The organism is Rhizobium quercicola, from assembly GCF_021168455.1.
GTDB lineage: Bacteria > Pseudomonadota > Alphaproteobacteria > Rhizobiales > Rhizobiaceae > Ferranicluibacter > Ferranicluibacter quercicola.
In genome coordinates this window covers 346,606-372,254 of sequence record NZ_JAJOZR010000002.1, presented here as the reverse complement: position 1 = coordinate 372,254, position 25,649 = coordinate 346,606, and the positions used below count along the sequence as shown (strand labels likewise).

Genomic DNA, 25,649 nt, shown 5'->3' with positions numbered 1-25,649 from the left:
CTGAGACCGCCAAGTCGCTACAAAGTCAAGAAACTTCAGAGCGAGTTCGTCGGTCGCCAGCAGCGCCGCCGCCCTCGTTGGTGTGCGGTTTATAGATCCGGGGAAGAGCGTTCGTCAACAGCCCCCGCTCGAAAAACTTCATAAAAGTGACAAGTCACTGTTATGTTTCGCAAATTCTGACCGCAGGCCATCCCGGCCCGATTCCGTAAACGAAAACGACGCCCGGAGCAGCGGCTCGGGCGTCGTTTTCAAAGCGATTGGCGGAGTGTGCGACGGACCCGGTCGCTGCCTATTCGGCAGCGTCTGCCGGCTTCGGGACGTAGTTCAGGATCGGCCCGAGCCAGCGCTCCACCTCCAGCACCGACATGCCCTTGCGACGGGCATAATCCTCCACCTGATCCCGCTCCACCTTGGCCACACCGAAGTAATAGGCCTCGGGATGGCCGATGTAGAGACCGGAGACGGAGGAGCCCGGCCACATGGCAAAGCTCTCCGTCAGGCGGACGCCGATGGCGGCTTCGGCATCGAGCAGGTCGAACAGCGTGGTCTTTTCAGTGTGATCCGGCTGGGCCGGATAGCCCGGCGCCGGGCGGATGCCGGCATAAGGCTCCGCGATCAGCGCTTCCGGCTCGAAGGCCTCCTCGGCGGCATAGCCCCAGAGTTCCTTGCGGACGCGTTCGTGCATCCGCTCGGCAAAGGCTTCGGCGAAACGGTCGGCCAGCGCCTTGACGAGGATCGCGGCATAATCGTCGTTCGCACGCTCGAACCGTTCGGCGATCGCGATCTCCTCGATCCCGGCGGTCACCACGAAGCCGCCGACATAGTCGCCGATGCCGCTCTCGGTCGGCGCGACGAAATCGGCAAGCGCCATGTTGGCCCGACCGTCGCGCTTGGCCATCTGCTGGCGCAAGGTGTGCAGGGTCGCAAGCGGCGTCTCCCGCGATTCGTCCGTGAAGAGCTGGATATCGTCGCCCGTGGCGCCAGCCGGCCAGAAGCCGATCACGGCCTTCGGCACGAACCATTTTTCCGCGATGATCTGCGCCAGCATGGCCTGCGCATCGGCGAAGAGTTGACGCGCGGCCGCCCCCTGGCGCTCGTCATCGAGAATCTTCGGGTAGACGCCCTTCATCTCCCAGGTCTGGAAGAACGGCGTCCAGTCGATGTAGCGCGCAAGGTCTCCGAGATCCCAGCCATCGAACACCCGCGTTCCCAGGAAGGACGGCGTCGTGGGGCGATAGGCGGACCAGTCGGCGCGATGGCGGTTCGCCCGGGCACGCTCCAGCGGCAGACGCTGCTTCTCCCGTTCGGAGCGCGCATGCGCCTCCGCCACCTTGCGGTAATCGGCCCGGATCGTCTCGATATAGGGATCGCGCGCCTCCGGCGACAGCAGGTTCGACACGACGCCGACGGCACGGCTGGCATCGGTGACATAGACCGCCTGCCCCAGATCGTAGCGCGGATGGATCTTCACCGCCGTATGGACCCGGCTGGTGGTCGCGCCGCCGATCAGCAGCGGCAGGTTCATCCCCTCGCGCTGCATCTCCGATGCCACATGCACCATCTCGTCCAGCGACGGCGTGATCAGGCCGGAGAGGCCGATGATATCGACCTTCTCGGCCCTTGCGACCTCCAGGATCCTGGCTGCGGGAACCATGACGCCGAGATCGATGATCTCGTAATTGTTGCAGGCGAGAACCACGCCGACGATGTTCTTGCCGATGTCGTGCACATCGCCCTTGACGGTCGCCATCAGCACCTTGCCGGCCGACTGGCGGGCCTCGCCGCCTTCCGCGAGCTTCTCCGCTTCCATGTAGGGCAGCAGCACGGCGACCGCCTGCTTCATGACGCGGGCGGATTTGACCACCTGCGGCAGGAACATCTTGCCGGCCCCGAACAGGTCGCCGACGACGTTCATGCCGGCCATCAGCGGCCCTTCGATGACGTGCAGCGGGCGGGCGGCGACAAGCCGCGCCTCTTCCGTGTCGTCGACGATGAACTCGGTGATGCCGTTGACCAGCGCGTGTTCGAGCCGTTTGTCGACCGTCCATTCGCGCCAGCGCAGGTCGCGCTCCTTGGCCTCGCGGCCGGCCGCTCCCTTGAACCGCTCGGCCAGCGCGAGCAGTCGGTCGGTCGCATCCGGCCGACGGTTGAGAACGACGTCCTCGCAGGCCTCGCGCAATTCCGGCTCGATCGCGTCATAGACGATCAGCTGCCCGGCATTGACGATGCCCATGTCCATGCCCGCCTGGATGGCGTGGTAGAGGAACACGGCATGCATCGCCTCGCGCACCGGCTCGTTGCCGCGAAACGAGAAGGACAGGTTGGACACGCCGCCAGAGATGTGGACATGCGGCAAGGTCGCCACGATCTCGCGCGTCGCCTCGATGAAATCGACCCCGTAATTGTTGTGCTCCTCGATGCCCGTCGCCACCGCGAAGATGTTGGGGTCGAAGATGATGTCCTCCGGCGGAAAGCCGACCTCCTCGGTGAGGATGCGATAGGCGCGGGTGCAGATCTCGACCTTGCGCTGCCGGCTGTCGGCCTGGCCCTGCTCGTCGAAGGCCATGACGACGACCGAGGCGCCATAGGCCCGACACAGCCGCGCCTGATGCAGGAAGCTCGCCTCGCCTTCCTTCAGCGAGATGGAATTGACGATGGATTTGCCCTGCACGCATTTCAGGCCGGCCTCGATCACCTCCCATTTGGAGCTGTCGATCATCACGGGAACGCGGGCGATGTCCGGCTCGGCGGCGATCAGGTTCAGGAACTCGATCATCGCCTGCTTGGAATCGATCAGGCCCTCGTCCATGTTGATGTCGATGACCTGGGCGCCGTTCGCCACCTGATCGCGCGCGACGTCCAGCGCCGCGGCGTAGTCGCCCGCCGTGATCAGCTTGCGGAATTTCGCCGAACCCGTGACATTGGTGCGCTCGCCCACATTGATGAAGGGAATGTCCTTCGTCAGCGTGAAGGGCTCCAGCCCGGAGAGCCGCATCTGCGGTGCGATGCCCGGGATCGTCCGGGGTGCGAAAGGAGCCATGTCTTAGAGCCTTGCCTGTACGTTCGTGTCGAGACCGGAGCGGGGTACATGCCCGACGACGGCCTCGGCGATGGCCTTGATGTGCGCCGGCGTCGAGCCGCAGCAGCCGCCGACGATGTTGACGAGGCCGTCCCGCGCAAAGCCGGCGATCTGCGCGGCCATTTCCTCCGGGCTCTCGTCATAGGCGCCGAACTCGTTGGGCAGGCCGGCATTCGGATAGGCGCAGATGAGCGTATCGGCCACGCCGGACAGCTCGGCCAGGTGCGGCCGCATGGCGTTGGCACCGAGCGCGCAATTGAGGCCGATCGAGAACGGCCGGGCGTGGCGCAGCGAGTACCAGAAGGCGGTCGGCGTCTGCCCGGACAGTGTGCGGCCGGAGAGATCGGTGATCGTGCCGGAGATCATCACCGGCAGGGTGATGCCGCGCTCGGCGAACACTTCGAGCGTCGCGAAGACGGCGGCCTTGGCGTTCAGCGTGTCGAAGATCGTCTCGATCAGCACGATATCCGTGCCGCCGTCGATCAGGCCGCGCAGCTGCTGCCCATAGGCGAGCCGCAAATCGTCGAAGCTGACGGCGCGGTAGCCGGGATTGTTGACGTCCGGCGAGATCGACGCGGTGCGGTTGGTGGGCCCGAGCGCGCCGGCCACGAACCGGCGGCGGCCGTCCTTGTCCTGCGCGCGCAGGCCGGCGCGCCGGGCAAGCCGGGCACCGTCGCGGTTGAGTTCGTAGACGGCGTCTTCCATGCCGTAATCGGCCTGGGCGATGGTCGTGGAGGAGAACGTGTTGGTCTCCAGAATATCGGCACCCGCCAGCGCATAGCGATAGTGGATGTCCTCGATCGCCGCCGCCTGCGTCAGGGTCAAAAGGTCGTTATTGCCCTGCAGATGGCATTCGCAGCCCTGAAAGCGCTCGCCGCGAAAGTGTTCTTCCGTCAGGCCGAGCGTCTGGATCTCCGTGCCCATCGCGCCGTCCATGATGAGGATGCGCTCGGACGCGGCCTGGCGGAGCGCGCGGGCGACCTCGGAGCCGTCGGGCGCCGGGGTCGGTTCACCGAAAAGGGCCGTGATGGCGGACATGGGACAACCTTTCGCCTGCTGGACAGGCTTCGGAGTGACATAAAGATATATTTATGTCAATATATGTTACGTTTCGATGCGCGCAAGGCAGTCCTTGAGCTCATAGATCGCGCAGAGGATGTGGTAGAAGGTGCTGGCCGGCGCCGCCTCCTCGATGAAGACGCCGCTCTCCGGCAGCTTGTCGCGCCACAGCCCTTTCACCGGCACATCCAGAAACAGGGTCAGCGCCGCGATCGCCCGTTCGGCGGAGCCCAGATAGCGGGCCCGTGCCGCGCCTTCGCTCAGCGCCGCGAGCCGGATCGCCGCCTTCAGCCACTCGGTCTGCGGCCAGAGCCGCGCCAGCGGGTCGCGCACGGAAAAATCGTCGTTGAGCTGCATGATGGCGACCTTGCGCGTGGCGCAGATGCCGTGCGCCTCGCCGATTTCGAACAGGCGCCGCGCCTTGACAATCGCACCCGCATCGCCCCGGCGCTCGCCCCAGCGCAGCAGCAGCCAGGCCCATTCGAACTGGTGCCCCGGCTCCACCACACGGCCGAGATCGCCGGGCATCGGCGTCCAGTCATGGTCGAAGAACTCCCGCAGCGCGCCGCTTTGCGGATCGATGAAGCGGTCCATGCAGAGCGAGGCGATCTCGTCGGCGAGATTGGTCCAGCCGACCTGATCGAACCCCTCGACCTCTTCGCTGGCAAGGCAGGCCTCGAACAGGTGCATATGCGGATTGGAGCACAGCGGCAGACGCGGCGGGTTGTCCTCCTCGAAGCCGGCGACCGGGTGCTTGCACCAGTCGTCCAGTCGGGCTTTCAGGGCCGTGCTGCGCGCCGCCATCTCCGTCCGGCGCTCGGGAAAGGCGCGCGCCAGATAGGCGAAGGCCAGCAGGGCGAAGGCCTGATTGTAGATGTCGAAGGACGGGTCGAGCAGCGTGCCGTCCGCATCGGCCAGCGCGCCATAGAAGCCGCTCGGCTGCAGGAAGACCCGATCGAAGAAGGCGAGACCGCCGGCGCTTGCCCCCTGCCAGTCGCCGGCCCAGCCGCGCAGGCCCGCCTCGGCGAAGCAATAGGTCTGGCGCGGCTGCACGCGGGCGCGCAGATTGTCGCGCGTCGGCCGGCCGGAAAGGTCGATCGTCTCGACGAAGCCACCATCGGGATCGTAGAAGCCCGTGTCCCGCCAGAGCGGCAGGGCCTGTTCGGTCAGCCAGTGGTCGAGCGTGGCGGAAAGCGCGGAAACGGCCATGGATGGCACCTTTGCGGAGAAGACTTCGGAGAAACGGATCAGACGTCGAGACGCAGGCCCGCGAGATCATGGCCGAGATGGCCTGCCAGCGCCTCGACCACCATCGCGTGATCCTGCCGCTGCGGCAGGCCGGAGACAGTGACGGCGCCGATGCAGCCGGCCCCGGCGACCGTGATGGGAAAGCTGCCGCCATGGGCCGCAAAATCCGCATCCGACAGGCCGAACTTGTCCTGCAGGCTGCGCCCGTCGCGGGCGAGCGCTAGCCCGGTCGCATAGCTGCTGCGGAAGAAGCGGGCGACGCAGTTGCGCTTGCGGCGCACCCAGTTGGCATTGTCGGGCGATGTGCCCTCCAGCGCCGCATAGAACAGCGGCATGGATAACAGGCTGACATCGATGACGACGCCGAGAGACGCGGCCGCCGCCATGTCGCGCAGCCGCAGGCCGAGTGCCCAGGCGACATCGGCGTCGAAGCGCGCGAAGGTGAGCGTCTTTTCCTGAAGGGCGACGCGGGCGATATCGGTTTCGAGAGAAGCGGTCATGCGTCTAGTCCTTCCAGAGCCATGCGGCGCCGCGCACGCCCGAACTGTCGCCGTGAACGGCCTTGCGGATCGGCGTTTCGAACGAATCACCAAAGATATACGACGCGACGAGGCCCGGCAGGTCGTCATAGATCTCGTCGACATTGGACATGCCGCCGCCGAGCACGAAGACGTCGGGATCGACCACATTGGTCAGGAGCGCGAGGCTGCGGGCGAGACGATCGGCAAAGCGCGCATAGACGCCGCGGGCGACCGCATCGCCGCCGCGCATGTCGGCGACGATGTCGCGGGCCAGACGCTCGCGTCCGGTGGTCAGGCGGTAATCGAGTTCGACGCCCGTGCCGCAGGCGTATTTTTCGAGGCACCCCGTCTTGCCGCACCAGCAGGTGTGGCCGGGATACTCCTCCGGGCGCATCCAGGGCAGCGGATAATGGCCGACTTCGGCGGCGACGCCCTGAAAGCCGGCATGCACCTTGCGCCCGATGGCCAGACCGCCGCCATGCCCGGTGCCGATGATGATGCCGAACACCGTCTCGGCCCCCGCCCCCGCCCCATCGACCGCCTCGGAGACGGCCAGGCAATTGGCATCGTTGGCGATCCGCACCGGGCGACCGAGCAAGGCTTCGAGATCGCGGCCCAGCGGACGACCGTTGAGAATGACGGCATTGGAGTTGCGCACGAGGCCCGTGCGCGGATTGGGACTGCCGGGAATGCCGATGCCGACGCTGCCCGAAGCGCCCGCCGCGTTTTCCGCCGACAGAACCAGCGACCGCACCGCATCGAGACAGGCATCGTAGGCGGCCGGCGTCGGCACGCGCTCGCGCGCCCGCAGCGCGCCCGCCTCATCCAGCGCCACCACCTCCATCTTGGTGCCGCCCCAGTCGATTCCGATATACATCCATCCCCCTCGCGCAGGCCTGCAGAGAGGCGCAGGCGGGTCTGCATATCACCCCGGCAATCCGGTTTGAAGCCCTGCCGGACAAGCCCCCCGAACACGCAGGCCCCGCCCCTGCCGAACCACCAATCCCCACCAACCCCCTTGGCTTCCCCGACAGTCTTTTGTAAGGATGCCACCCATGGTCCCGTAGCTCAGGTGGATAGAGCGACAGATTCCTAATCTGTAGGCCACTGGTTCGAGTCCAGTCGGGATCACCATTCGTCAAAGCTCGGCCTTACGATGCTCCAACGTTTTCCTGAGCCCAACGTTTTTGTTCGTTCTTGAGGTTATGGTAGGAGATCCAAGGCTTTGCTCGATGTCTGAGACACGAGGGATGTGCTTAGCCTTCCCAAGTAATTCTTTCGCGAACAACGCGTGCAGGCGCTCCGACGATGATGCAGTTTGCTGGGAATTCCTTCGAAACATACGAGCCTTTGCCAACAACACTATCATTCCCGATAACGGCACCCGGCCACAGTGAGGCATCGGCGGAAATCCAGACGTGATTGCCGACGATGATGTCTCCTGCCGGGTTTAAGCGTTCGCCTGTATCGAGGTCGATGATCTTGTGGACATGGCTGGTGCTGAAGGATGTATTGCCAGCAATCAGGCAGTCGGTCCCTAGCTGGATGATGGCGCTCTCGTGCATGTGAAAGTAGCTGAGACCATTGAAAGCGCACCCGTCGCCGAGGGTGATCCTACCGGGCGCGAACAACCGGATATGCTGTCCGCAAAGTCGGGTCCGTGCACCGATTTCGACGGTGCCTCCGCCACTGACCTCGACATAGACATCGGTACAGCTGGAGGGCCGCTCTATTTTGACCCTATTTTCCTTGCCATTTACAACGACATTTCCAGCAAAATCGCTAAGCACATCATGTTTTATCGAGATCTCATTCTCGCCGGGGAACTGCTCGATAATGTTAATGTGTAAATCCTAATTGTAGGGCTTTGTTCAGGCCCATTCAGGATCACTTATAGATACCAGATATTTCTCCGATACCCGGTTGTTCAGAGATCCATTTCGCTCAGTACACCTCTTAAACGAAAAATATTAATATGATACTCTTTTCGACCTTCCTCGACCAACGACCCCATGAGAAATCCGTAATACAAGCTGTTAATGGCTGCTAAACGCTTCATGCACCAATTGATGTGTGCCGGATTCTGAAATTCCAGCACTTTTGCATTCGGCTGACAGAAAACAATATTTGTCATACCGGCACCGTGTGGAGAGATGACGACGCGAGCGCCGTGCAGGAGGGCTGCTTGCTCGTGCAAGCTGCGCCCCTGTAGCGAGACGACCTGAAAGCCGTGTTCGGCCACCAAGCTCTCCACTTCGTGCTCATTCACCAGCTTGCGCTCAGAGGCATCGGACCGAGAAATGTAGATCCGCTCTGACGCCGGGCTCGCTGAACGCGCAAGCGCAGCCTTCAGATCTCGGAATGTTTCCATGAACACCGGATGCGGATCAAGGCCTGCGGTACCGAATTGTTGCGCGAACGTCAGCTCGCCGACATGTAGACTGACATTGTCTCTGATGTAGACGGCTTTCAGATCGTATGTCTTTAGAAGAGCTTCCAAACCAGTGCGCTGATATTCTGTATTCGGCTGAGACGTAATAATCGTGTCGATACCAGAAAAGAAATCGGGATGGAGTCTTGCGATAAGAAACAAAAGCCAGTGGTAATAATTATCGTAGACACCACCGCAAACATAGAATGCTCGATCGATCGAGACAACGTCGCCTGCACTGGCATGCAGATATCCCGCGCCGCGATCCTCTATGAGATTATGCGTCAAGAAGAAGGGATGCTGAAATGCCGTGCTCTCCACGAAACGGCTACCAACGCGGACAGCCCCAAATCGGGAAATGATGCGTGCGTCGTTCAACTGCATCCGTTGAACGGCTGGCGCGGGATACGAATCCCCATCCATCGACAAGTCCCCGAACATATGTGGCGGGTAGTGGACATCCGTCGAAGGTTTCAGAACCTCCCTGTGCGAGGCTATTTCTTCAATGGAAACGGGCAGCAAGTGCTGCACGCCTGAAGCCTCTTCAAGTTGGACTTTTGCACCGTTCAGGTTTGGATCGAGGAACTCCCCTTCAAGAACCAGTCGACCTAGGCGACGCACCGCTTGTGCAAAACAAATGGATCTCTGTCCTCTTGGCCCGAGAAAATAGAGGATACCACCTTCCTCAAGCCAAGACGTCTCGTTCGCTCCGTTATAACCAAGGATTTTTCCGGAATGATCCAGAAGCAGTATCTTTTGATAATGATCGAATTGATGATTAAACAACCATATCTTTTTCGTAATACTCTCGATAACTTTCTGGGGAAGAGACAAAATCACACCATAGTGAAAGAAGCTTAGCGTGGCGTTGATATCTACGAAGTCCGTGTCGGCTCCATCCGGTCAGCTCGGCCACGGAAGACCGCATGTCTCCCAAGGATCGACGCGCGTGCCCTTATCAACGCGGAGCCCCAAATTCTCCTGAGGGAGATTGTAGATATAATCGTGCGACAGACTGGTGAAATCTTTCGAAAAACGCTCGAATGCCGACATATTCGAGAAAGTGGACCGACTTAAACCGATGAAGGTCGATGCCAGCTTGCTGATTTCGAAGTCGATGAGAGACGCATCTATCGCCGACATGTTCTTGTACGTTTCGACGTCCATAAAGTCGGTCTTCCAGAACAATCGGATGCCCGTGGCATCTTGGACCTCCTGGTTGATGAGATGCTTGGGCTGCGGCGCGTAGCGCTCGTCGCAGAACACGTAAAGCTGATCCACGTCCGGCAGAGAACACTTGATCTTCGCGCATATCTCGACGGGCGTCAGATAGTTTTGTTCAGGGCGAACAAGGACCGGGTCGAGATTGTATCGGCAGTAAGATGCCCAATCGCCCTCGATCCGAAATTGTGCCATGACGGAAAGATTGTTCTTGTAGATGATCTCGCTGCACAAGGCTTGGAACAGGGACGAACTTTTGACCCGCGGCACCAGCGATCTGCAGAAATCGGAGATGATATCCGTCGCCGCAGTCTCTTCCTTTTCGGCGATGGATCCGAGGTGAGCCGCGCCGAGGTGAAAATGGTTCCACCCGCCCCGCTCGATCCGATCCGCATAGTCGACCTCCGGGATCGGAACGACGCCGACACCCCAGCGATGAAGAAACGCGACGAACATTTCGGTCCAGAACACATCGCCGAATGCATGGAACGTCGATTTGGATTCATCCTGATCCCGGCTGTAGATCCTCGGCAGATAGATGAACCGATCTGTCGCATCCGGCATTCTGGATGCATTGATGACAAGTCCCAGCAGAGCAAGCTTCTGGTTGCTGATGCCACCATCATTGTAGTCGAAGCCTAGACCGACCTTTGCTGCCGAGGGAGCGGTCGTCGGCAGATCCGTCATGCTTTGGAGTCCGCTCCCAGCAGGTTCGTCAGATTTCCAGAATCGACCAAAAATGCCTCGTCCCATGACGGTCCTCCGTTGACGTTCTCGCCGCGCACTTCCTCGTAGGATTGCCCCTTCAGGGTCGCGATGAAGTAGAAGAAGGTATCCGGCATCGTCGCGGGCGCGAGATTGATGATGCGCGCCGTGGACGGGGCGAACATGATATTGGTCATGCCGGCACCCATGACGCCCATGACGCAGGATGCATTCTTGAATTTGCGGACCTGTTCCTTCAGATCCAGCTTTCCGGGATGCAGGATGTCGAACCCGTGGTCCGCGACGAGACGGTGAAGATCGGCTTCGTTGCCGATATTGCGCGGCGCGCCCGCGCGGCTGACGAAGATCTTGCGCGGCGCCTCGCCCTCCACCGCATCCCGGATCCTGTCGAGCGCCTCGAAGACGAGCGGCGACATATAGGAGCCGTGCAACGTCATGCCGCTGACGACGATCAACTCCTTGAAGAAGGTCACGCTGTTGGCCTTCAGCGGAAAGCGCGGCGTCGATTTGATCGTATCGACGATGCCGAGAGAATCGGAGATAACCTTGTTCATGCCGCTGCCGACATCGGGAATGGTGACGCCCGACACATGGGTCAGCTTTCGCGCCAGTTCGAGCTTTGGCAGAATTTCCACCATCCAGTGCCCGTAATTCGCCTCTCCCCGCTTTCTCAGAAGCAGACAGGACGTATCGATCACCGGAATATCGCTCGCCGATGCGATGTCGCGAAGCGCCCGCTCCTGTTCCTCCGGCGCGTGCTGCGTGATCGTCTGGCTGATCACCTTGCCATCGCTGTTGAACACGAGGCCCTCGGCCGTCACGTGGACGTCGAACACCTTGTCGATCGAAATTGACCGCGCGCCGTGATAGTTCGAGTACCAGCCGGGCCGCATGGCATCGTGGATGGACGCGGGGATGAGATCGAGACCGGAAACGACCGGAGGAGGCGCAAGAAATGCAGGAGATTCAATCACGCCCAAATGCACGTGATGCATACTGCGGATATCGACGGCTTCAACCATTACGAATGACACTGCTCCGGTGGCACGCTTGAAGGGACACTGTTTCGAACACGCTTGCCAGAGGGCATATGCATTTTTCAGACCAAGTGACGAAGAATATTACCTTACTTACTGCATCGCTGGCTCTAACATGAACCGTGAAGCCTTTCGACTGATTTTTCCGCTCGTGCGAATCTTCTCGCGCGTCCGGCACGGTTAAGCCTTGTTCCGGATTTTTTCCGCTTGTACGACGTTGGCGCGTGAACAGCGAGATCGACGTAAGCGGAATGACGACATCAGAGCACCACCACATCACCATCCTCGGTTCCACCGGGTCCATCGGCTGCAGCACGCTCGACGTGGTGGCGCAGCTCGGGGGGCGGGAGCGGTTCGTGGTGGAGGCTCTGACGGGGAACGGCAATATCGGGCTGCTCTGCGAACAGGCCAGGGCCGCGGGCGCGCGGCTGGCGGTGACGGCGGACGAGGGGCGCTATCTGGAGCTGAAATCGGCGCTGGCCGGCACCGGCATCGCGGTGGCCGCAGGGCCAAGCGGACTGCAGGAGGCCGCCGCCCGCGCGGCGGACTGGGTCATGGCGGCGATCGTCGGCACGGCGGGCCTCGCCCCCACGCTGACCGCCGCCCGGCGCGGCGCCGATATCGCGCTTGCCAACAAGGAATGCCTGGTGTCAGCCGGCGCGCTCTTCGTGCGCACGGTGGCGGAAGGCGGCGGGCGCCTCATCCCGGTCGACAGCGAGCATTCCGCGATCTTCCAGGCGCTGGAGGACGACCAGCGTCACGCGCTGGAGCGCATCGTGCTCACGGCCTCCGGCGGGCCGTTCCGCACATGGTCGCGCGAGGCGATGGCCGGGGTCACCGCGGAGATCGCAAGGGCGCATCCCAACTGGTCGATGGGCCTGAAGATCTCCATCGGCAGCGCGTCGATGTTCAACAAGGCGCTGGAGATGATCGAGGCCAAGCACCTCTTCGACGTGGCCCCCGAGCAGATCGAGGTCATCGTCCATCCGCAGTCGATCGTCCATTCCATGGTCGGCTATACCGATGGCTCGGTGCTCGCGCAGCTCGGCGCGCCGGACATGCGCACCGCGATCGGCTACGCCCTGACCTATCCCGCGCGCCCGGCGCTCGATGTCGAGCGTCTGGATTTCGCAAAGCTGGCGCGGCTCGATTTCGAAGCGCCCGACGAGGTCCGCTTCCCCGCGCTGCGGCTTGCCCGCACCGCCCTGACGCGCGGCGGGCTTCAGGGTGCGGCGATGAACGCGGCCGAGGAAGTGGCGTTCGAGGCCTTCGTCGCCGGCCGCATCGGCTTTCTCGACATGGCCGATATCGCCGAGACGGTGATGGAGCGGATGATCGACTGGCCGGCAGCCGAGGATATGGACGCCGTCTTTGCCGGCGATGCCGCCGCCCGCCGCTTCGCCGCCGAGGCGATCGGCACCCGCGCGGCCGCCTGACTCAGCGGAGGAGCAGCGCCGTCGCATAGAGCCCGAGGCCGAAGACGACGTGGGCGGCCAGGTTGAGCGCGCGCACCCGGTTCGGGTTTGGGAGTTTCGCCGCGGCGACGCCGAGGCCGAGCCCCGGCTGCAGCAGGAACCAGCCTGCCGCCACGGTCACGATGCCCCAGACCAGCGCCGGCACCAGCGTCGGCGCGGCAAACCAGTCGAGACCGACGAAGAACGCCAGCAGGATCCCGTAGACGATTCCGACGGCGTAATGGCCGATCCAGCCGAGCGCATTCTCATTGGCAAAAGGCGCGGCATCGCTGATGGATTCGTGAAACAGCTGGCCCCGGCCCGCATGGTAGAACCACCGTCCGACAGGCGCCCAGTTGGCCTTCGGCTCGCCGAAGACGACCGCAAGCAGGATCGCCCAGAGATCCATGGCAAGCGTCGCGCCCACCCCGATCACCAGCCCGCGCCAGATCAGTTCCATCATCATCAGGCTTGTCCCCTCGCCGTTCTCCTCGATCCTGCGTGTTCTAGATCAGAATTCCGGGGCTGCGAAGCGGAATATGCGAAGCCGCCTCAGGCGACGGCGCGCGCCAGCGCGCAGCGCGACCACAGCTGGTGCAGCGCGCCGACCAGATGGTCGATATCGCCGTCCGAATGCAGCGGCGTCGGCGTGATGCGCAGGCGCTCGGTCTTCTTCGGCACGGTCGGGTAGTTGATCGGCTGGACGTAGATGTTGCAATTGTCGAGCAGGAGATCCGAGATCCACTTGCACTTCGCCGCATCGCCGACGATCACCGGCACGATATGGCTCGGATTGGGCATGTGGGGAATGCCGTTACGGTCGAGCAGCGACCGCAGGCGGCGCACCCGCTCTTGGTGCGCGAAGCGCTCGACCTGGCTTTCCTTCAGGTGCCGGATGGAGGCCAGCGCGCCTGCGGCCAGCGCCGGCGGCAGCGCGGTGGTGAAGATGAAGCCCGAGGCGAACGAGCGGATATAGTCGCAGAGCGCCGCGGAAGCCGCGATATAGCCGCCCATGACGCCAAAGGCCTTGCCGAGCGTTCCCTCGATCACCGTCAGCCGGTGCATCAGGCCTTCGCGCTCGGCAATGCCGCCGCCGCGCGGGCCGTACATGCCGACCGCATGCACCTCGTCGAGATAGGTCATCGCGCCGTAGCGCTCGGCCACGTCGCAGATCTCCTTGATCGGGGCGATGTCGCCATCCATCGAGTAGACGGATTCGAAGGCGACGAGCTTGGGGGCCGCCGGATCGGCCGCCGCTAGCTTGGCCTCGAGATCGGCAACCGAATTGTGCTTGAAGATCACCCGCTCGCATTTGGCGTGGCGGATCCCCTCGATCATGGAGGCGTGGTTCCCGGCATCGGAGAAGACGATGATGCCGGGAATGCGCGAACAGAGCGTTCCCAGGGCGGCCCAGTTGGACACGTAGCCGGAGGTGAAAAGCAGCGCGGATTCCTTGCCGTGCAGATCGGCAAGCTCCTGCTCCAGAAGAACATGGTAGTGCGTCGTGCCCGAGATGTTCCGGGTGCCTCCCGCACCCGCGCCACAGTGATCGATCGCCTGTTTCATCGCGTCGATCACCTTGGGGTGCTGGCCCATGCCCAGATAGTCGTTCGAGCACCAGACGGTCACGTCCTTGACGCCGTCGGCCGTATGCCGGCGAGCCTTGGGAAACTGTCCGCGCTGGCGTTCCAGATCGGCGAAGACGCGGTAGCGGCCTTCCGCGTGAAGCCCGTCCAGTTCCGACCTGAAGAAGTGCTCGAAGTTCATGCGTGTCTCCAGACCCTTGGCGTCTTTTGATCGGACCATCCCGGTGCCGGCCGGCACGCGCCCTCATGGCTTGCGCGGCATCGGGCCCATTGTTTTGAATGGTTCCAGATTATTCTGAAGGATTTCATTCCACCCTCCTCCGGATCAAGTCAAGACCGCGGCCGAAAACAGACCTGTGACACGATATCGCGATCCCCGAGCCGAAAAAGGCAGGCAGAGCGTCCAGCCATCTTCAGCTTTCATTCATCATAACTGTCGTCCATTCCGTTGGGGACGTTTTTTATGGCCTTCGCATTGGACTTTGGGAAGGTCGCATTTAACTTCTTCGGTTAAGGTTCGGGAAACGACAAGCACCTGTCATTTCTCATGTGCGGTATGGATGCGGCGGCCTGCCGTCGCGTCCCTCAGGAGAGATCATTATGAAGAAAGCCCTTGTACTGGCGGTTCTCGCCATGACGGTTGCCAGCTGCAGCCAGACGGAAAAGGGTGCCGGCATCGGCGCCGTCTCGGGCGCGGTCATCGGCGGCGCCGTCACCGGCAATGTTCGCGGCGCAGCCGTCGGCGCGGCCATCGGCGGCGTTTCGGGTGCCGTCATCGGCAACGTCTCGGAACAGCCGGGCCAGTGCTACTACCGCGACCGCAATGGCGGTCGCTACATCGACGATTGCCCGCGCTGATTGCGCATGCAGCCCGCCCGGATCCCGGGTCGATATGACGAGAAGCCCCGCGTCGGCGGGGCTTCTGTTTCCGTAACGTCACACTGACGACTGTTTCTCGCGTCACGAGGCGTTGGAGACTTCATCCGCCTCACGAGGATGTGTAGTGTCACGGGACATCGCAAACGTGCAAACGTTGGAAGAGACGGCATCGCTTTCCGTGGGCGATCGCTCCAGGACTGTCAGCCGACACGGGATGCGGAATCGAATGCGTTTGCCGACTGTCAGTCCCGCGTATCGTAGAGCCGGCCTTGCCCTTGGCGTTGCCGCTCTGGCCCTGTGCGGCCCGGCCTCCGTGCAGGATGCCGAAGCCTTTAAGCTGTTCGGCATCAATTTCTTCGGCAAGGACAAGGACGAGGAGACCGCCGAGGTCATCGATCCCGTCACCTACACCGTGACGCTGAACGAAGGCACGGACGACGACGAGTTGAAGAGCGCGCTGTCCGGCAGTTCGCGCCTGGTCCAGGATAAGGACAAGCCCGTTTCCGGCAATCTCGGCCTTGCCATCAAGGCCCGTGACGACCGCGACAGGCTGCTGGCAGCGCTGTACGAGAAGGCCCGCTATGGCGGCACCGTGCAGGTCATGGTCGCCGGCAAGCCGATCGAGAGCCTGCCGCCGGATCCGGTCTTTCCGGCCGGTGCGCCGGTGCCGGTCACCATCACGGTCGATCCCGGCCCGGTCTTCACCTTCGGCACCATTCTTCTGGAAAGCGACGCCGGCGGGCGCGATCCCAAGGCCTATGATCTCCAGCCTGGCAGCCGCGCCGACTCGACCCTGATCATCAAGGCGGGCGAGAAGATCGTCGAGGACCTGAAGAAGGAAGGACGGCCGCTCGCCACCCTGAAGGGACGCACCGCCGTCGCCGATCACAAGACCAATACGGTGGATGTGACGATCGGTGCCGAAGGCGGTCCGGTCGCGCCCTTCGGTGCTGTCGCCATCAAGGGCGCGCGCACGGTCAATCCGGATTTCGTCGCCAACTATTCGCGCCTCAACACCGGCCGGCAATATTCGCCGGAGGAGATGCGCAAGGCCTCCGAGCGCCTGCGCCAGCTCGGCGTCTTTTCCAGCATCACCATCCGCGAGGCCGAGCAGCTGGCGCCGGACGGCTCGCTGCCGCTCACCATCGAAGTGTCCGAAGGCAAGCACCGTTATTTCGGCGCGGGCGCCAAGTTTTCCTCGACGGACGGCTTCGGCATCCAGGGCTACTGGGGCCACCGCAACCTTTTCGGCGAGGCGGAATCGCTGCGCATCGAAGGCTCGATCGACCGGCTGGGCGAAACCAAGGAGATCACCGATCTCGACTATACCGCCGGCATTCTCTTCACCAAGCCCGGCGTCTTCGATCCCTACTCCACGCTTACCGCCAGCGTGAAGGCGTCGCTGATGGATCCGGATGCCTACAAGGCGCAGGTGGTGACCGGCGCGGTCGGCCTCGCCTACGAACTCTCCGAAGCCGATACGGTGTCGATCGGCGCCGAACTTGCCTGGAACAACATCGAGGACGCCTTCGGCGAACGCCGCTATCTCACGCCCTCGATCCCGCTCGACTACGTCCGCGACGCCCGCGACGACAAGCTGAACCCGACGGAAGGCTACCGCGCGACGCTGAGCGTCAAGCCGAGCTACGACGTCTACGGCGAGACGTTCTTCTCGACGTTCGAAGGCTCGGCCACCGGCTATCTCGGCTTTGGCGCGGACAACAAATATGTGCTGGCCGGCCGCCTCGGTGCGGGCGTCATCGCCGCCGATGGCGGGCTGGACGATATTCCCGCGACACGTCGCTTCTTCCTGGGCGGCGGCGGCACGGTGCGCGGCTTCTCCTACCAGGAAATCAGTCCGCGCAATGCCGACGACGATCTCCTCGGCGGCCGCTCCTACGTCAATGCCAACGTCGAGGCCCGCATCGGCGTCACGAAGACGATCAGCGTCGTCCCCTTCATCGATGCCGCCACCGTATCGGCAAAGACCGTCCCGGATTTCTCCGACGTCAAGATCGGCGCCGGTATCGGCGTGCGCTACCTGACGGCGGTCGGCCCCATTCGCGTGGATTTCGCCGTGCCGCTGAACCCCTATGACGGGGGCACGCGCTACGGCATCTATGCCGGGATCGGCCAGACGTTCTGAACGACCAGCGGCGGGTGGCAGAGCATGCCGGTGGCTGCTGTCCCAGGGCAGATTGCCGTTTCAATGACATGATCGCAACCTACGGGTTGCGCAGATGATGACGACCTATGGGTCAGGACGAGACGCCGGCCTGGCATGGAGCAGACGATGACACGGATTTTCTCGATCGCCTTGCGAGGCTTCGCCATTCTCCTCGGCCTTGTCGTCGTCCTCGCGCTGGCCTTCGTGCTGTTTGCAGGCTTCACGGCGCCCGGGGCTCGCATGGTCGCCAGCCTGATCGAGAAATATGCCTCGACGCCCGACCAGATCGTCCAGATCAACGATCCGAGCGCGCTTCTCACCGGCCATTTCGAGGCCGGCTCCATCGCGCTCTACGACAGCAAGGGCGCCTACGCCGAAATCCGCGAGCTGACGCTCGACTGGACCCCGACGGCGCTGTTCTCCAAGCGATTTGACGCTGCCAACCTCTCCGCCGGCTATATCCGCATCGACCGCCTGCCCATTCCCTCGCAGCAGACCGAGGAGGTCCGCTCCAGCTTCGCGCTGCCGCTCGACGTGAAGATCGATCGCTTCGACCTGAAGGAAGTGGTCGTCGGCAAAGCGATCGCCGGCGAGGATCAGGTTCTGAACGCGGGCGGCACGGTCAACGCCACGAATTCCAGCATCGCCGCGACGGTGGCCGTCGCCCAGCGCGACCGGCCGGACGCCAAGGCGCTCGCCGATATCGTCTACGATCCCGCCGCCAACGCGCTGAAGCTCGAAGCCAGCGTGGACGAGCCGAAGGGCGGCATGCTGGCTCGCGCGCTGCGGCTGCCCGGCGAGCCCGCGGTCACCGTCCGCCTGACCGGCGACGGCCCCCTCTCGCGCTGGAACGGAACGGCGAGCGCTGCCCTCGACGGACAGGAAGTCCTGAAGCTCGACGGCGCCCATACGCTGGCACCCGACGGCTACCGGACGCTGTCGCTCAACGGCGGCGGCACCTTTGCCGCCCTGATGCCGGAGACCCTGCGCCCGCTGTTTGAAGGCACCACTGCGATCGACATTGCCGCGGCTCTGCAGGACGGCACCGCGATCCGCATTGACCGCGGTCGCATCTCCACGGCCGCAATCGATGTCAACGCGAGCGGTACGCTCAGCACGGTCGGCAGCAACGACCTCAAGGTGACGCTTGCCGGCGTCGATGGTCCGGCTCCGCTGCGCCTGCCCCTCGCCGGTGGAACGGCGGAGTTCGCCGTCACCTCGGCGGATCTCTCCCTCGTCGGCGATGCCCGCTCCGCCGTGCTCGACCTCAATGCCGCGCTCGACCGCGCCGTGCTGCCGCAGGGCACCATCGAGAACGCCGCGCTGAAGGCTCATAGCGATGCCTTCAATATCACGGATCGCAGCGGCGCCGTCACCGTCTCGCTGACCGCCGGCGCGACCAGGCTCGCCAATGCCGATCTCGACCGGCTCATCCGCGGCCCCCTGACGATCGACGGCCGCCTCGACGTGACCCCGAACGCCATCGCCTTCGACCCGCTGACCATCGACACCGCCGCGATCGACGGCACTCTTACCGGCAGCTACGGCCTCTCCGATGGCACGCTTTCGACCGATCTTCGCCTGACCGCACCCGCAGACGCCCTGCCGCCGGCTGTCGCCAGCCGCACCGGCGGTCCGGTCTCGCTGAACGGCCGGATCGAAACGGGGGCGGATGGCGCCCTGTCGCTGTCGGGCCTGTCGCTGAAGGCTCCGACGCTCGACGCCACCGGCAATCTCGCCCTCCAGTCGGGCAGCCTGACGGGACGGATCGAGGCCGCGGTTCCCGACATCGGCGCCTTCGCGGCCAATGCGAGCGGCCGCGCCACCCTCACCGCCGATCTCTCCGGCCCCTTGAGCGCGCTCGGCATCAAGGCGGAAGCCAGGACCGATCAGGCGACCATCGCCGGGAAAACCGTCACCGGCCTCACGGTCGTCGCCGACACCACGCTGCGGGGCGGCCTGCCGGTCGGCAAGCTCACCGCCAATGGCGCGGTCGATGGCCAGACGGTCACGGCGACGGCGGATCTGACCTCCGAGAACGGCGCGCTCGCCATACCCGCGCTCGAGGCGACGGTCGCCGAAAACCGGATCACCGGCGCGCTCACCTTCACGCCCGATTTCCAGCCGAACGGAACGCTGAACTTCGCGCTGCCGAATGTCGGCGCGCTGGCGTCCCTGGCCGGCCAGACGGCCGCCGGCGACCTCACGGGCAAGGCCGACATCGTCAGCCGCGACGGCAAGACCTCGGTTGCGATCGATGCGACCGGCAGCGGCCTTTCGCGCGGCGATCTCTCGATCGTCCAGCCGCGCGCGCAGGTCACCATCACCGATCTGAAGAACCTGACCGTCGAGGGCAAGATCACGGCCGATTCGCTCGGCCAGGGCACCAACCGCGCGACCGGCGCGACAATCACCCTCAACAAGCTGGGCGCAGACACCGCCATCGCGCTCGACGGCACCTTCGACAATGCGCCGCTGTCGCTGAAAGGCTCGGTCACCACGGAGAGCGGTACGCCGTCCTTCACCATCCAGTCGCTGAACGCCGCACCCCGCGGCATTCCGCTCGAACTGTCCGATCCGAAGACGCTGGCGCTCGGTGAGGGCGGCGTCCGCCTCGACGATTTCGCCATCCAGCTTCCCGGCGGCACGGCCAGCGTCACCGGTCTCGTCGGAGAGACGCTCGACGTCACCGTTGCCGTTCGCGGCAACCCGGCCGTCGAATATGCCCAGCCGATCGAAGGGGGAGAGGCGCGCGTCGCCATTACCACGGCCGATATCGTCGCCCGTGGCCCCATGACCGGCGCCGTCATCGATGTGAAAGGCCAGCTGGCCTATGTCGCCGCGCCCCAGGGCCGGCTGGAGACCGTCGGCGTCGTCGCCCATAGCGATCGTTTCGACATCACCGGCCGGCAGGGCACGGTCCGCGCCACCGTCGATGCCGGCGCAACCCGCTTCGTCAACGCCGATCTCGGCCGCCTGCTGCCCGCACCGCTGAAGCTCGATGCGACCATCAGCGTTGCCCCGGATGCGATCGGCTTCGATCCGGTCACCATCGACAGCGCCGGTCTCGACGGTGCGGTCAACGGCCGGTTCCAGATGAGCGACAACAGCCTGCGCGCGGCCCTTCGCCTCAGTGCACCGCCGGCCTCCCTGCCTGCCGCGCTCGCGTCGCGGTTCGACAGCAACCTCGCTCTGTCGGCCAACGTCACGCGGGACGCGGCCGGTGCGCTCAACGTCACCAATATCGCGGTCGATTCGGGCACGATCACCGCCAATGGTTCGCTGTCGCTGATCGACGGACAGCTGACGGCGGCAACCGCCGGCACGCTTCCCGACCTCGGCAAGGTGCTGGCCGACGCCAAGGGCAATGCCCGCTTCACGCTGGATGCCACCGGCGCCATCGAGCGCCCGCTGGTCAAGGCCGAGATCCGCTCCAGCGGCGCGACTCTTGCCGGGAGAACGCTGAGCGATCTCGTCGCCGCAGCCACCGTGACCGCCGATCCCGCAAACCCGCAGGCCGCGATCACCGCGACCGGCGCGCTCGGCGGCCAGGCGATCGACATCCGCACCCGGCTGGAAACGACGAACGGCCGCATCCGCATTCCGGAACTGGCCGCCCGGATCGGCGACAACCGGCTGGACGGCAGCATCGACCTGACCGAAGCCTACGAGCCGAACGGCACCATCACCTTCAACCTGCCGGATGTCGGCCTGATCGCCGCCATGGCCGGCGAGCGCGCCTCCGGCGACCTTGCAGGCTCCGCCACCATTGCCAGCACGGATGGCAAGACCTCGCTCGCGCTCAAGGCCTCCGGCTCCGGCATCAAGCGGGGCGATCTCGTCATCACCCGCCCTCAAGCCGACATCACCGTCGACGACCTCAAGGCGCTCGCCATCCGCGGCACCGCCAAAGTGGAAACGATCGTGCAGGGGGCAAATCGCGTTTCCAACCTCGATCTCGCCTTCGACCAGAAACAGGCCGGTCTCACCGACGTTCGCCTCGACGCGGTCTACGACAACGCGCCGCTCGTGTTCCGCGGCGCCATCGAAACGGCGGCGGCGCGCACGACCGTCCGGCTTTCGACGCTGTCGGCCGCCCCGCGCCAGATCGCGCTCAAGCTCTCCGCTCCCTCGACCATCGTCATCGAGAACGGCAGGGTTCGCGTGTCCGACCTGCGCATCGGGGCATCCGGCGGCACGCTGGCCGTCACCGGCACGGCGGGCGACACGCTCGATCTGAGCGTCCGCCTCGACCGCCTGCCCGCCCGTCTGATCAATGCGGTTGCGCCGACGCTCGGCGCCGACGGCACCATCGACGGCTCGATCGTCGCCAAGGGCACCGCTGCCGCCCCCAACGTCACCTACGACCTGCGCTGGGCCAATGCCACCGTGGCGCAGGCAAAGTCGGCCGGCGTCGGCGCACTGACCATAACGGCTAAGGGCGGCTTTGCCGACAACACCGTCACGCTCGACACCGGTATTCGCGGCGGCGGCGGCCTTGCGTTCAACGGCGGGGGAAAGCTCGGCATTGCCGGCAACCGGCCGATCGACATGCGGTTCAACGGCGACCTCCCCTTCTCGCTGCTCGGCCCGATCCTCGCGCAGAACGGCTTCGTGCTGACCGGGACTGCGAAGGTCGATGCGGCGATTTCCGGTGCGGTCTCCGCCCCCATCGTCAACGGCTCGGTCACCACCTCCGGTGCCCGCCTGCTCGACGCCCGCCGCAACCTGGCCATCAACGGCCTGACCGCCAATGTCATTCTCGCCGGACAACAGGCGCGCATCGAGCGGCTGACGGGCACGCTCTCGACCGGCGGCTCGCTCGCCGTCACCGGCACGATCGGCATCGAGCCCGGCTCGGGCTTTCCCGCCGATCTCGACATCCGCCTCGCCAAGGCGACCTATGTCGATGGCAGCCTGCTGACGGCGAACCTCGACGGCACGCTGAAGCTCACCGGCCCCCTGACGGGATCGCCGGTCCTCAGCGGGCGCGTCGCCATTCCCAAGGCCTCCATCACCATTCCCGAAAAGCTGCCGGCCTCCCTGTCGGAGATCAACATCAAGCATCGCAACGCGCCGGCCGACGTGCGCCGCATGCAGGCGCAGGTGCAGAAGGACGCCGGCGACGGCACGACGCAGAAGAGCGGCGGCATCGCCTTCGACATGACGGTCGCGGCGTCCCGCATCTTCGTGCGCGGCCGCGGCGTCGATGCGGAGCTCGGCGGCGATCTCGTGATTCGCGGCACCGCGGTGAACCCGGCCGTCACCGGCGGCTTCCAGATGCGCCGCGGCCGGCTGGAGATCCTCGGCAAGCGGATCACCTTCACCGACGGCACCATCACTTTCGGCGGCAACCTCATCCCGGCGCTCGACCTCGACGCCACATCGACGGCCGGCTCGACCACCGTCACCGTCAATGTCGCCGGCCTTGCCAACAGCCCCAACGTTACGTTCAGCTCGTCCCCCGCTTTGCCGCAGGATGAAATCCTCGCCCAGCTGATCTTCAACCGGTCGCTTTCCAACCTCTCGGCCGTGCAGATCGCCCAGCTGGCCAGCGCCGTGGCACAGCTTGCCGGCGGCCCCGGCGGCTCGCTCTTCGACGGTTTGCGCAACAAGCTCGGCGTTGATGACCTCGACGTGTCCACGGACGATGGCGGCGGCGCCATGTTCCGGGCGGGCCGCTACATCAACGACCGTACCTATCTGGAGCTGCAGCAGAGTGCCGAAGACGGCGCCAAGGCCGTCATCAATCTCGACGTCGGCCGCGGCGTGAAGCTGCGCGGCGAGGCAGGTTCGGAGGGCGGCGGCGCCGGCGTCTTCTACGAGAAGGAATATTGACGCTCCGGCACGATCGATGCGTCCGCGGCCCGGGAACGGCGCTTCGGACGGTCGCGCTACGCAATCTGATGGATGACCCTTTGCAATTTGCCGGAATGGGCCTGCAGATTTACCCATCTTGCATCTTCCGGCGAGACCCCTGCCGGTGCACAGTCCGTGCCGACACGTTTCGCTGAGGGAAGATGCAGATGGTCTCGATTGGGTTGATTGGCGTACCGCTGGAGGAAGGCTCCGGCCGCCGCGGCTGCAGCATGGGCCCGACGGCGCTCAGGATCGCCGGCATCGACCGCGTCATGGCCGATCTCGGCTTCGACGTCACCGACCACGGAGACCTGCGCCCCGAGCCGGTGGAACATCTCGGACGACATCCCGGCACCAAGCACCTGCCGATCGTCGCCGGCTATACCCGCGCACTGGAAGCAGCGACCTTCGACACTGCGGAAAAGGGCGCCGTTCCGGTCATTCTCGGCGGCGACCATGCGCTGTCCATGGGCAGCGTCTCGGGCATGGCCCGCTATGCCGCCGCGGTCGGGCGCCCGCTCTTCGTGCTCTGGCTCGATGCCCATGCCGATTTCAACACGCCGGAAACCTCGCCCTCGGGCAACATGCACGGCATGCCCGTCGCCTTCTTCTGCGGTCAGGCCGAGTTTGCGGACATCCTGCCGCCGGGACGGCCCCTGGTCGATCCGAAGCGTGTCTATCAGGTCGGCATCCGCTCCGTCGACGAGACCGAGCGCCAGGAGATCAACCGCCACGGCGTCAACGTCTACGACATGCGCGCGCTGGACGAGATGGGCGTCGCCGCCATCGTCAAGGAGATCCTGAAGGCCGTGGAGCGCGAGGACGGGCTTCTGCATGTGAGCCTCGACGTCGATTTTCTCGAGCCGGACATCGCGCCCGGCGTCGGCACCACCGTTCCCGGCGGCGCGACCTTCCGCGAGGCGCATCTGGTCATGGAAATGCTCTGCGACAGCGGCCGCGTGTCGTCGCTCGACCTCGTGGAGCTGAACCCCTTCCTCGACGACCGCGGCAAGAGCGCCCGCGTCATGGTGGAGCTCGCCGCCAGCCTCTTCGGCCGCCGCATCCTCGACCGACCGACCCGCAGCGGCTGAGACAGGCGCTCTGCCGCTCGAAAAGCTCTTTTAACCATTGATGCTGTATCCTGCAGTCTGAAAATCCGTCGTGATTTCGAATGCGGGGACAAGAGACATGAGCAACGCACTGACAATGGCCGGTTTTGGCGGCGAAACGCTGGAAATCATTGCATTCCGGCTTCATGACCAGGAATTCTGCGTCAAGACGACCACGATCCGCGAAATCCGCGGCTGGGCGCCCTCGACGCCGATTCCGCATTCGCCGCCGGAAGTCATCGGCGTCATGAACCTGCGCGGCACGGTCATCCCGATCATCGATCTGGCCCACAAGCTCGGCATGAAATCGACCGTCGCCAACGAGCGCAGCGCCATTGTGGTCGCCGAAGTGCACTCCATGGTCGTCGGCCTCGTGGTCGATCGCGTCTCCGACATCCTGACTGTCCAGGGTAGCCAGGTCCAGCCGGTTCCCGAGGTCACGACCTCCTTCGACAAGGCTTACGCCGAAGGCATCATCGCCAACGAAAACGGCATGATCTGCTTCCTCAACCTCGCCCGCATGTTCAAGGAACGCGACGTCGAGGAAATGGCAGCCTGACGCTGCCGGGGGAGGAAATGGCAGACTGACGGCTGGCGGACAGCAATATTAAATAAAGCTGTTACACGCCTCTGGGAAAACCGGACGGCGGCGCGAGACACCCTCGCGCCCACCCGATCCGGAGATCCTGGTGCATGTGGACACGCAAAAAACCCTCGCTGGCAGCCCTGCTCTGGACCGCCTTCCTGCCCGCCACGCTGATGGCGGGCGTGCACTTCGGCGGCCTGCTGCTGACCGACAATTTCCATGAAGTCGTTCCCGGCCAGCTTTACCGCTCGGCCCAGCCGTCCGGCGCGGATCTCGCCGACTACAAGAGCCGCTACGGCATCCGCACCGTCGTCAACCTGCGCGGCCCGAGCGAGGACGCCTGGTATCGGGACGAGGTGGAAGCCTCCGCACGCGAAGGCCTCGTGCACATCGACTTCCCCATGTCCGCCTCCCGCGCCCTGACGACCGAGAAGAGCCGGAAGCTGATCGCGATCCTGCGCGATGCCCCCAAGCCCATTCTCGTTCACTGCAAGTCCGGTGCCGACCGCACGGGCCTTGCCAGCGTCATCTATGCGAGCCAGATCGCCGGAAAGGACGAGAAGACGGCCGAGCAGCAGCTGTCCATCGCCTTCGGCCACATCGCCATCCCCTTCCTCTCCTCGGCCTTCGCCATGGACGAAAGCTGGGAAAGCCTCGAAGCGGCGCTCGGCAGGCCGGGTTAGGCCG

17 protein-coding genes, 1 tRNA gene and 1 pseudogene are annotated in these 25,649 nt (G+C 64.3%); 9 read left to right on the top strand and 10 right to left on the bottom strand.

All coding sequences use genetic code 11. From position 1 onward, the window contains the following. Positions 1-289 precede the first annotated feature (289 nt). From metH to LRX75_RS05145, 4 genes and pseudogenes are all read right to left on the bottom strand, one after another. Positions 290-4,117 (bottom strand): annotated as a pseudogene (metH, locus tag LRX75_RS05160) (methionine synthase). Positions 4,118-4,183: 66 nt separating this feature from the next. Further along, positions 4,184-5,347, bottom strand: a complete 1,164-nt coding sequence (locus LRX75_RS05155) for an AGE family epimerase/isomerase (protein ID WP_231812449.1) — start codon at positions 5,345-5,347, stop codon at positions 4,184-4,186. A gap of 38 nt (positions 5,348-5,385) precedes the next feature. Further along, on the bottom strand, positions 5,386-5,886 hold the full coding sequence (locus LRX75_RS05150) for a heme-degrading domain-containing protein (protein ID WP_231812447.1): 501 nt from the start codon (positions 5,884-5,886) through the stop codon (positions 5,386-5,388). Positions 5,887-5,890: 4 nt separating this feature from the next. Then, positions 5,891-6,784 carry an ROK family protein gene (locus LRX75_RS05145; protein ID WP_231812445.1) on the bottom strand — a complete coding sequence of 298 codons (894 nt, stop codon included), beginning with the start codon at positions 6,782-6,784 and terminating at the stop codon, positions 5,891-5,893. Between the two features lie 180 nt (positions 6,785-6,964). Here LRX75_RS05145 and LRX75_RS05140 point away from each other — a divergent pair. Beyond that, positions 6,965-7,041 (top strand) — tRNA-Arg (locus tag LRX75_RS05140). 122 nt (positions 7,042-7,163) lie between these two features. Here LRX75_RS05140 and LRX75_RS05135 read toward each other — a convergent pair. After that, positions 7,164-7,472: an acyltransferase gene (locus tag LRX75_RS05135; RefSeq protein WP_162742905.1), complete on the bottom strand. Its 309-nt coding sequence runs from the start codon at positions 7,470-7,472 to the stop codon at positions 7,164-7,166. Between LRX75_RS05135 and LRX75_RS05130 the strand changes: the two genes are divergently transcribed. Beyond that, on the top strand, positions 7,467-7,757 hold the full coding sequence (locus LRX75_RS05130) for a hypothetical protein (RefSeq protein WP_231812443.1): 291 nt from the start codon (positions 7,467-7,469) through the stop codon (positions 7,755-7,757). The genes LRX75_RS05135 and LRX75_RS05130 overlap by 6 nt on opposite strands. Before the next feature lie 77 nt (positions 7,758-7,834). Here LRX75_RS05130 and LRX75_RS05125 read toward each other — a convergent pair whose 3' ends face one another. From LRX75_RS05125 to LRX75_RS05115, 3 genes are all read right to left on the bottom strand, one after another. Next, positions 7,835-9,172 (bottom strand): glycosyltransferase family 61 protein, encoded by a 1,338-nt coding sequence (locus LRX75_RS05125; RefSeq protein ID WP_231812441.1) that lies wholly within the window; start codon positions 9,170-9,172, stop codon positions 7,835-7,837. Between the two features lie 69 nt (positions 9,173-9,241). Further along, positions 9,242-10,246 (bottom strand): O-fucosyltransferase family protein, encoded by a 1,005-nt coding sequence (locus LRX75_RS05120; RefSeq protein ID WP_231812440.1) that lies wholly within the window; start codon positions 10,244-10,246, stop codon positions 9,242-9,244. Further along, entirely contained in the window at positions 10,243-11,259 is a 1,017-nt protein-coding gene (locus LRX75_RS05115) for a glycosyltransferase family 61 protein (protein WP_231812438.1), read from the bottom strand. Before LRX75_RS05115 ends, LRX75_RS05120 begins: the two co-directional genes overlap by 4 nt. A 314-nt stretch (positions 11,260-11,573) precedes the next feature. On the opposite strand from LRX75_RS05115, the gene dxr reads away from it, so the two are divergent. Further along, complete coding sequence (dxr, locus tag LRX75_RS05110) at positions 11,574-12,758, top strand: 1-deoxy-D-xylulose-5-phosphate reductoisomerase (RefSeq protein WP_231812436.1); 1,185 nt, start codon at positions 11,574-11,576, stop codon at positions 12,756-12,758. 1 nt (position 12,759) lies between these two features. Here dxr and LRX75_RS05105 read toward each other — a convergent pair whose 3' ends face one another. Further along, positions 12,760-13,239, bottom strand: coding sequence for a DUF2938 domain-containing protein (locus LRX75_RS05105; protein ID WP_231812493.1), 480 nt, complete (start codon positions 13,237-13,239; stop codon positions 12,760-12,762). An 89-nt stretch (positions 13,240-13,328) separates the two neighbouring features. Beyond that, positions 13,329-14,543, bottom strand: coding sequence for a 5-aminolevulinate synthase (gene hemA, locus LRX75_RS05100; protein WP_231812434.1), 1,215 nt, complete (start codon positions 14,541-14,543; stop codon positions 13,329-13,331). Between the two features lie 419 nt (positions 14,544-14,962). Between hemA and LRX75_RS05095 the strand changes: the two genes are divergently transcribed. The 6 genes from LRX75_RS05095 to LRX75_RS05070 all read left to right on the top strand — a co-directional run bounded on the left by LRX75_RS05095 (position 14,963) and on the right by LRX75_RS05070 (position 25,645). Next, positions 14,963-15,220: a YMGG-like glycine zipper-containing protein gene (locus LRX75_RS05095; protein WP_113149728.1), complete on the top strand. Its 258-nt coding sequence runs from the start codon at positions 14,963-14,965 to the stop codon at positions 15,218-15,220. Between the two features lie 247 nt (positions 15,221-15,467). Next, positions 15,468-17,387, top strand: a complete 1,920-nt coding sequence (locus tag LRX75_RS05090) for an autotransporter assembly complex protein TamA (RefSeq protein ID WP_231812432.1) — start codon at positions 15,468-15,470, stop codon at positions 17,385-17,387. Between the two features lie 147 nt (positions 17,388-17,534). Continuing rightward, the gene (locus tag LRX75_RS05085) at positions 17,535-23,246 is read left to right on the top strand and encodes a translocation/assembly module TamB domain-containing protein (protein WP_231812430.1); all 5,712 of its coding nucleotides are present in this window, start codon (positions 17,535-17,537) and stop codon (positions 23,244-23,246) included. A 188-nt stretch (positions 23,247-23,434) separates the two neighbouring features. Continuing rightward, the gene (gene rocF / locus LRX75_RS05080) at positions 23,435-24,358 is read left to right on the top strand and encodes an arginase (RefSeq protein ID WP_231812428.1); all 924 of its coding nucleotides are present in this window, start codon (positions 23,435-23,437) and stop codon (positions 24,356-24,358) included. Positions 24,359-24,455: 97 nt separating this feature from the next. Next, entirely contained in the window at positions 24,456-24,935 is a 480-nt protein-coding gene (locus LRX75_RS05075; RefSeq protein ID WP_062477976.1) for a chemotaxis protein CheW, read from the top strand. 134 nt (positions 24,936-25,069) lie between these two features. Then, positions 25,070-25,645, top strand: coding sequence for a dual specificity protein phosphatase family protein (locus LRX75_RS05070; RefSeq protein ID WP_420851148.1), 576 nt, complete (start codon positions 25,070-25,072; stop codon positions 25,643-25,645). Positions 25,646-25,649: the final 4 nt, after the last annotated feature.

Coding starts and splice junctions, on each gene's coding strand:
- dxr (WP_231812436.1), top strand. CDS start 11,574: ATGACGACATCAGAGCACCACCACATCACCATCCTCGGTTCCACCGGG.
- LRX75_RS05150 (WP_231812447.1), bottom strand. CDS start 5,886: ATGACCGCTTCTCTCGAAACCGATATCGCCCGCGTCGCCCTTCAGGAA.
- LRX75_RS05085 (WP_231812430.1), top strand. CDS start 17,535: ATGACACGGATTTTCTCGATCGCCTTGCGAGGCTTCGCCATTCTCCTC.
- LRX75_RS05070 (WP_420851148.1), top strand. CDS start 25,070: ATGTGGACACGCAAAAAACCCTCGCTGGCAGCCCTGCTCTGGACCGCC.
- LRX75_RS05075 (WP_062477976.1), top strand. CDS start 24,456: ATGAGCAACGCACTGACAATGGCCGGTTTTGGCGGCGAAACGCTGGAA.
- rocF (WP_231812428.1), top strand. CDS start 23,435: ATGGTCTCGATTGGGTTGATTGGCGTACCGCTGGAGGAAGGCTCCGGC.
- LRX75_RS05090 (WP_231812432.1), top strand. CDS start 15,468: ATGCGTTTGCCGACTGTCAGTCCCGCGTATCGTAGAGCCGGCCTTGCC.
- LRX75_RS05095 (WP_113149728.1), top strand. CDS start 14,963: ATGAAGAAAGCCCTTGTACTGGCGGTTCTCGCCATGACGGTTGCCAGC.
- LRX75_RS05135 (WP_162742905.1), bottom strand. CDS start 7,472: ATGCACGAGAGCGCCATCATCCAGCTAGGGACCGACTGCCTGATTGCT.
- LRX75_RS05105 (WP_231812493.1), bottom strand. CDS start 13,239: ATGATGGAACTGATCTGGCGCGGGCTGGTGATCGGGGTGGGCGCGACG.
- LRX75_RS05155 (WP_231812449.1), bottom strand. CDS start 5,347: ATGGCCGTTTCCGCGCTTTCCGCCACGCTCGACCACTGGCTGACCGAA.
- hemA (WP_231812434.1), bottom strand. CDS start 14,543: ATGAACTTCGAGCACTTCTTCAGGTCGGAACTGGACGGGCTTCACGCG.
- LRX75_RS05145 (WP_231812445.1), bottom strand. CDS start 6,784: ATGTATATCGGAATCGACTGGGGCGGCACCAAGATGGAGGTGGTGGCG.
- LRX75_RS05120 (WP_231812440.1), bottom strand. CDS start 10,246: ATGACGGATCTGCCGACGACCGCTCCCTCGGCAGCAAAGGTCGGTCTA.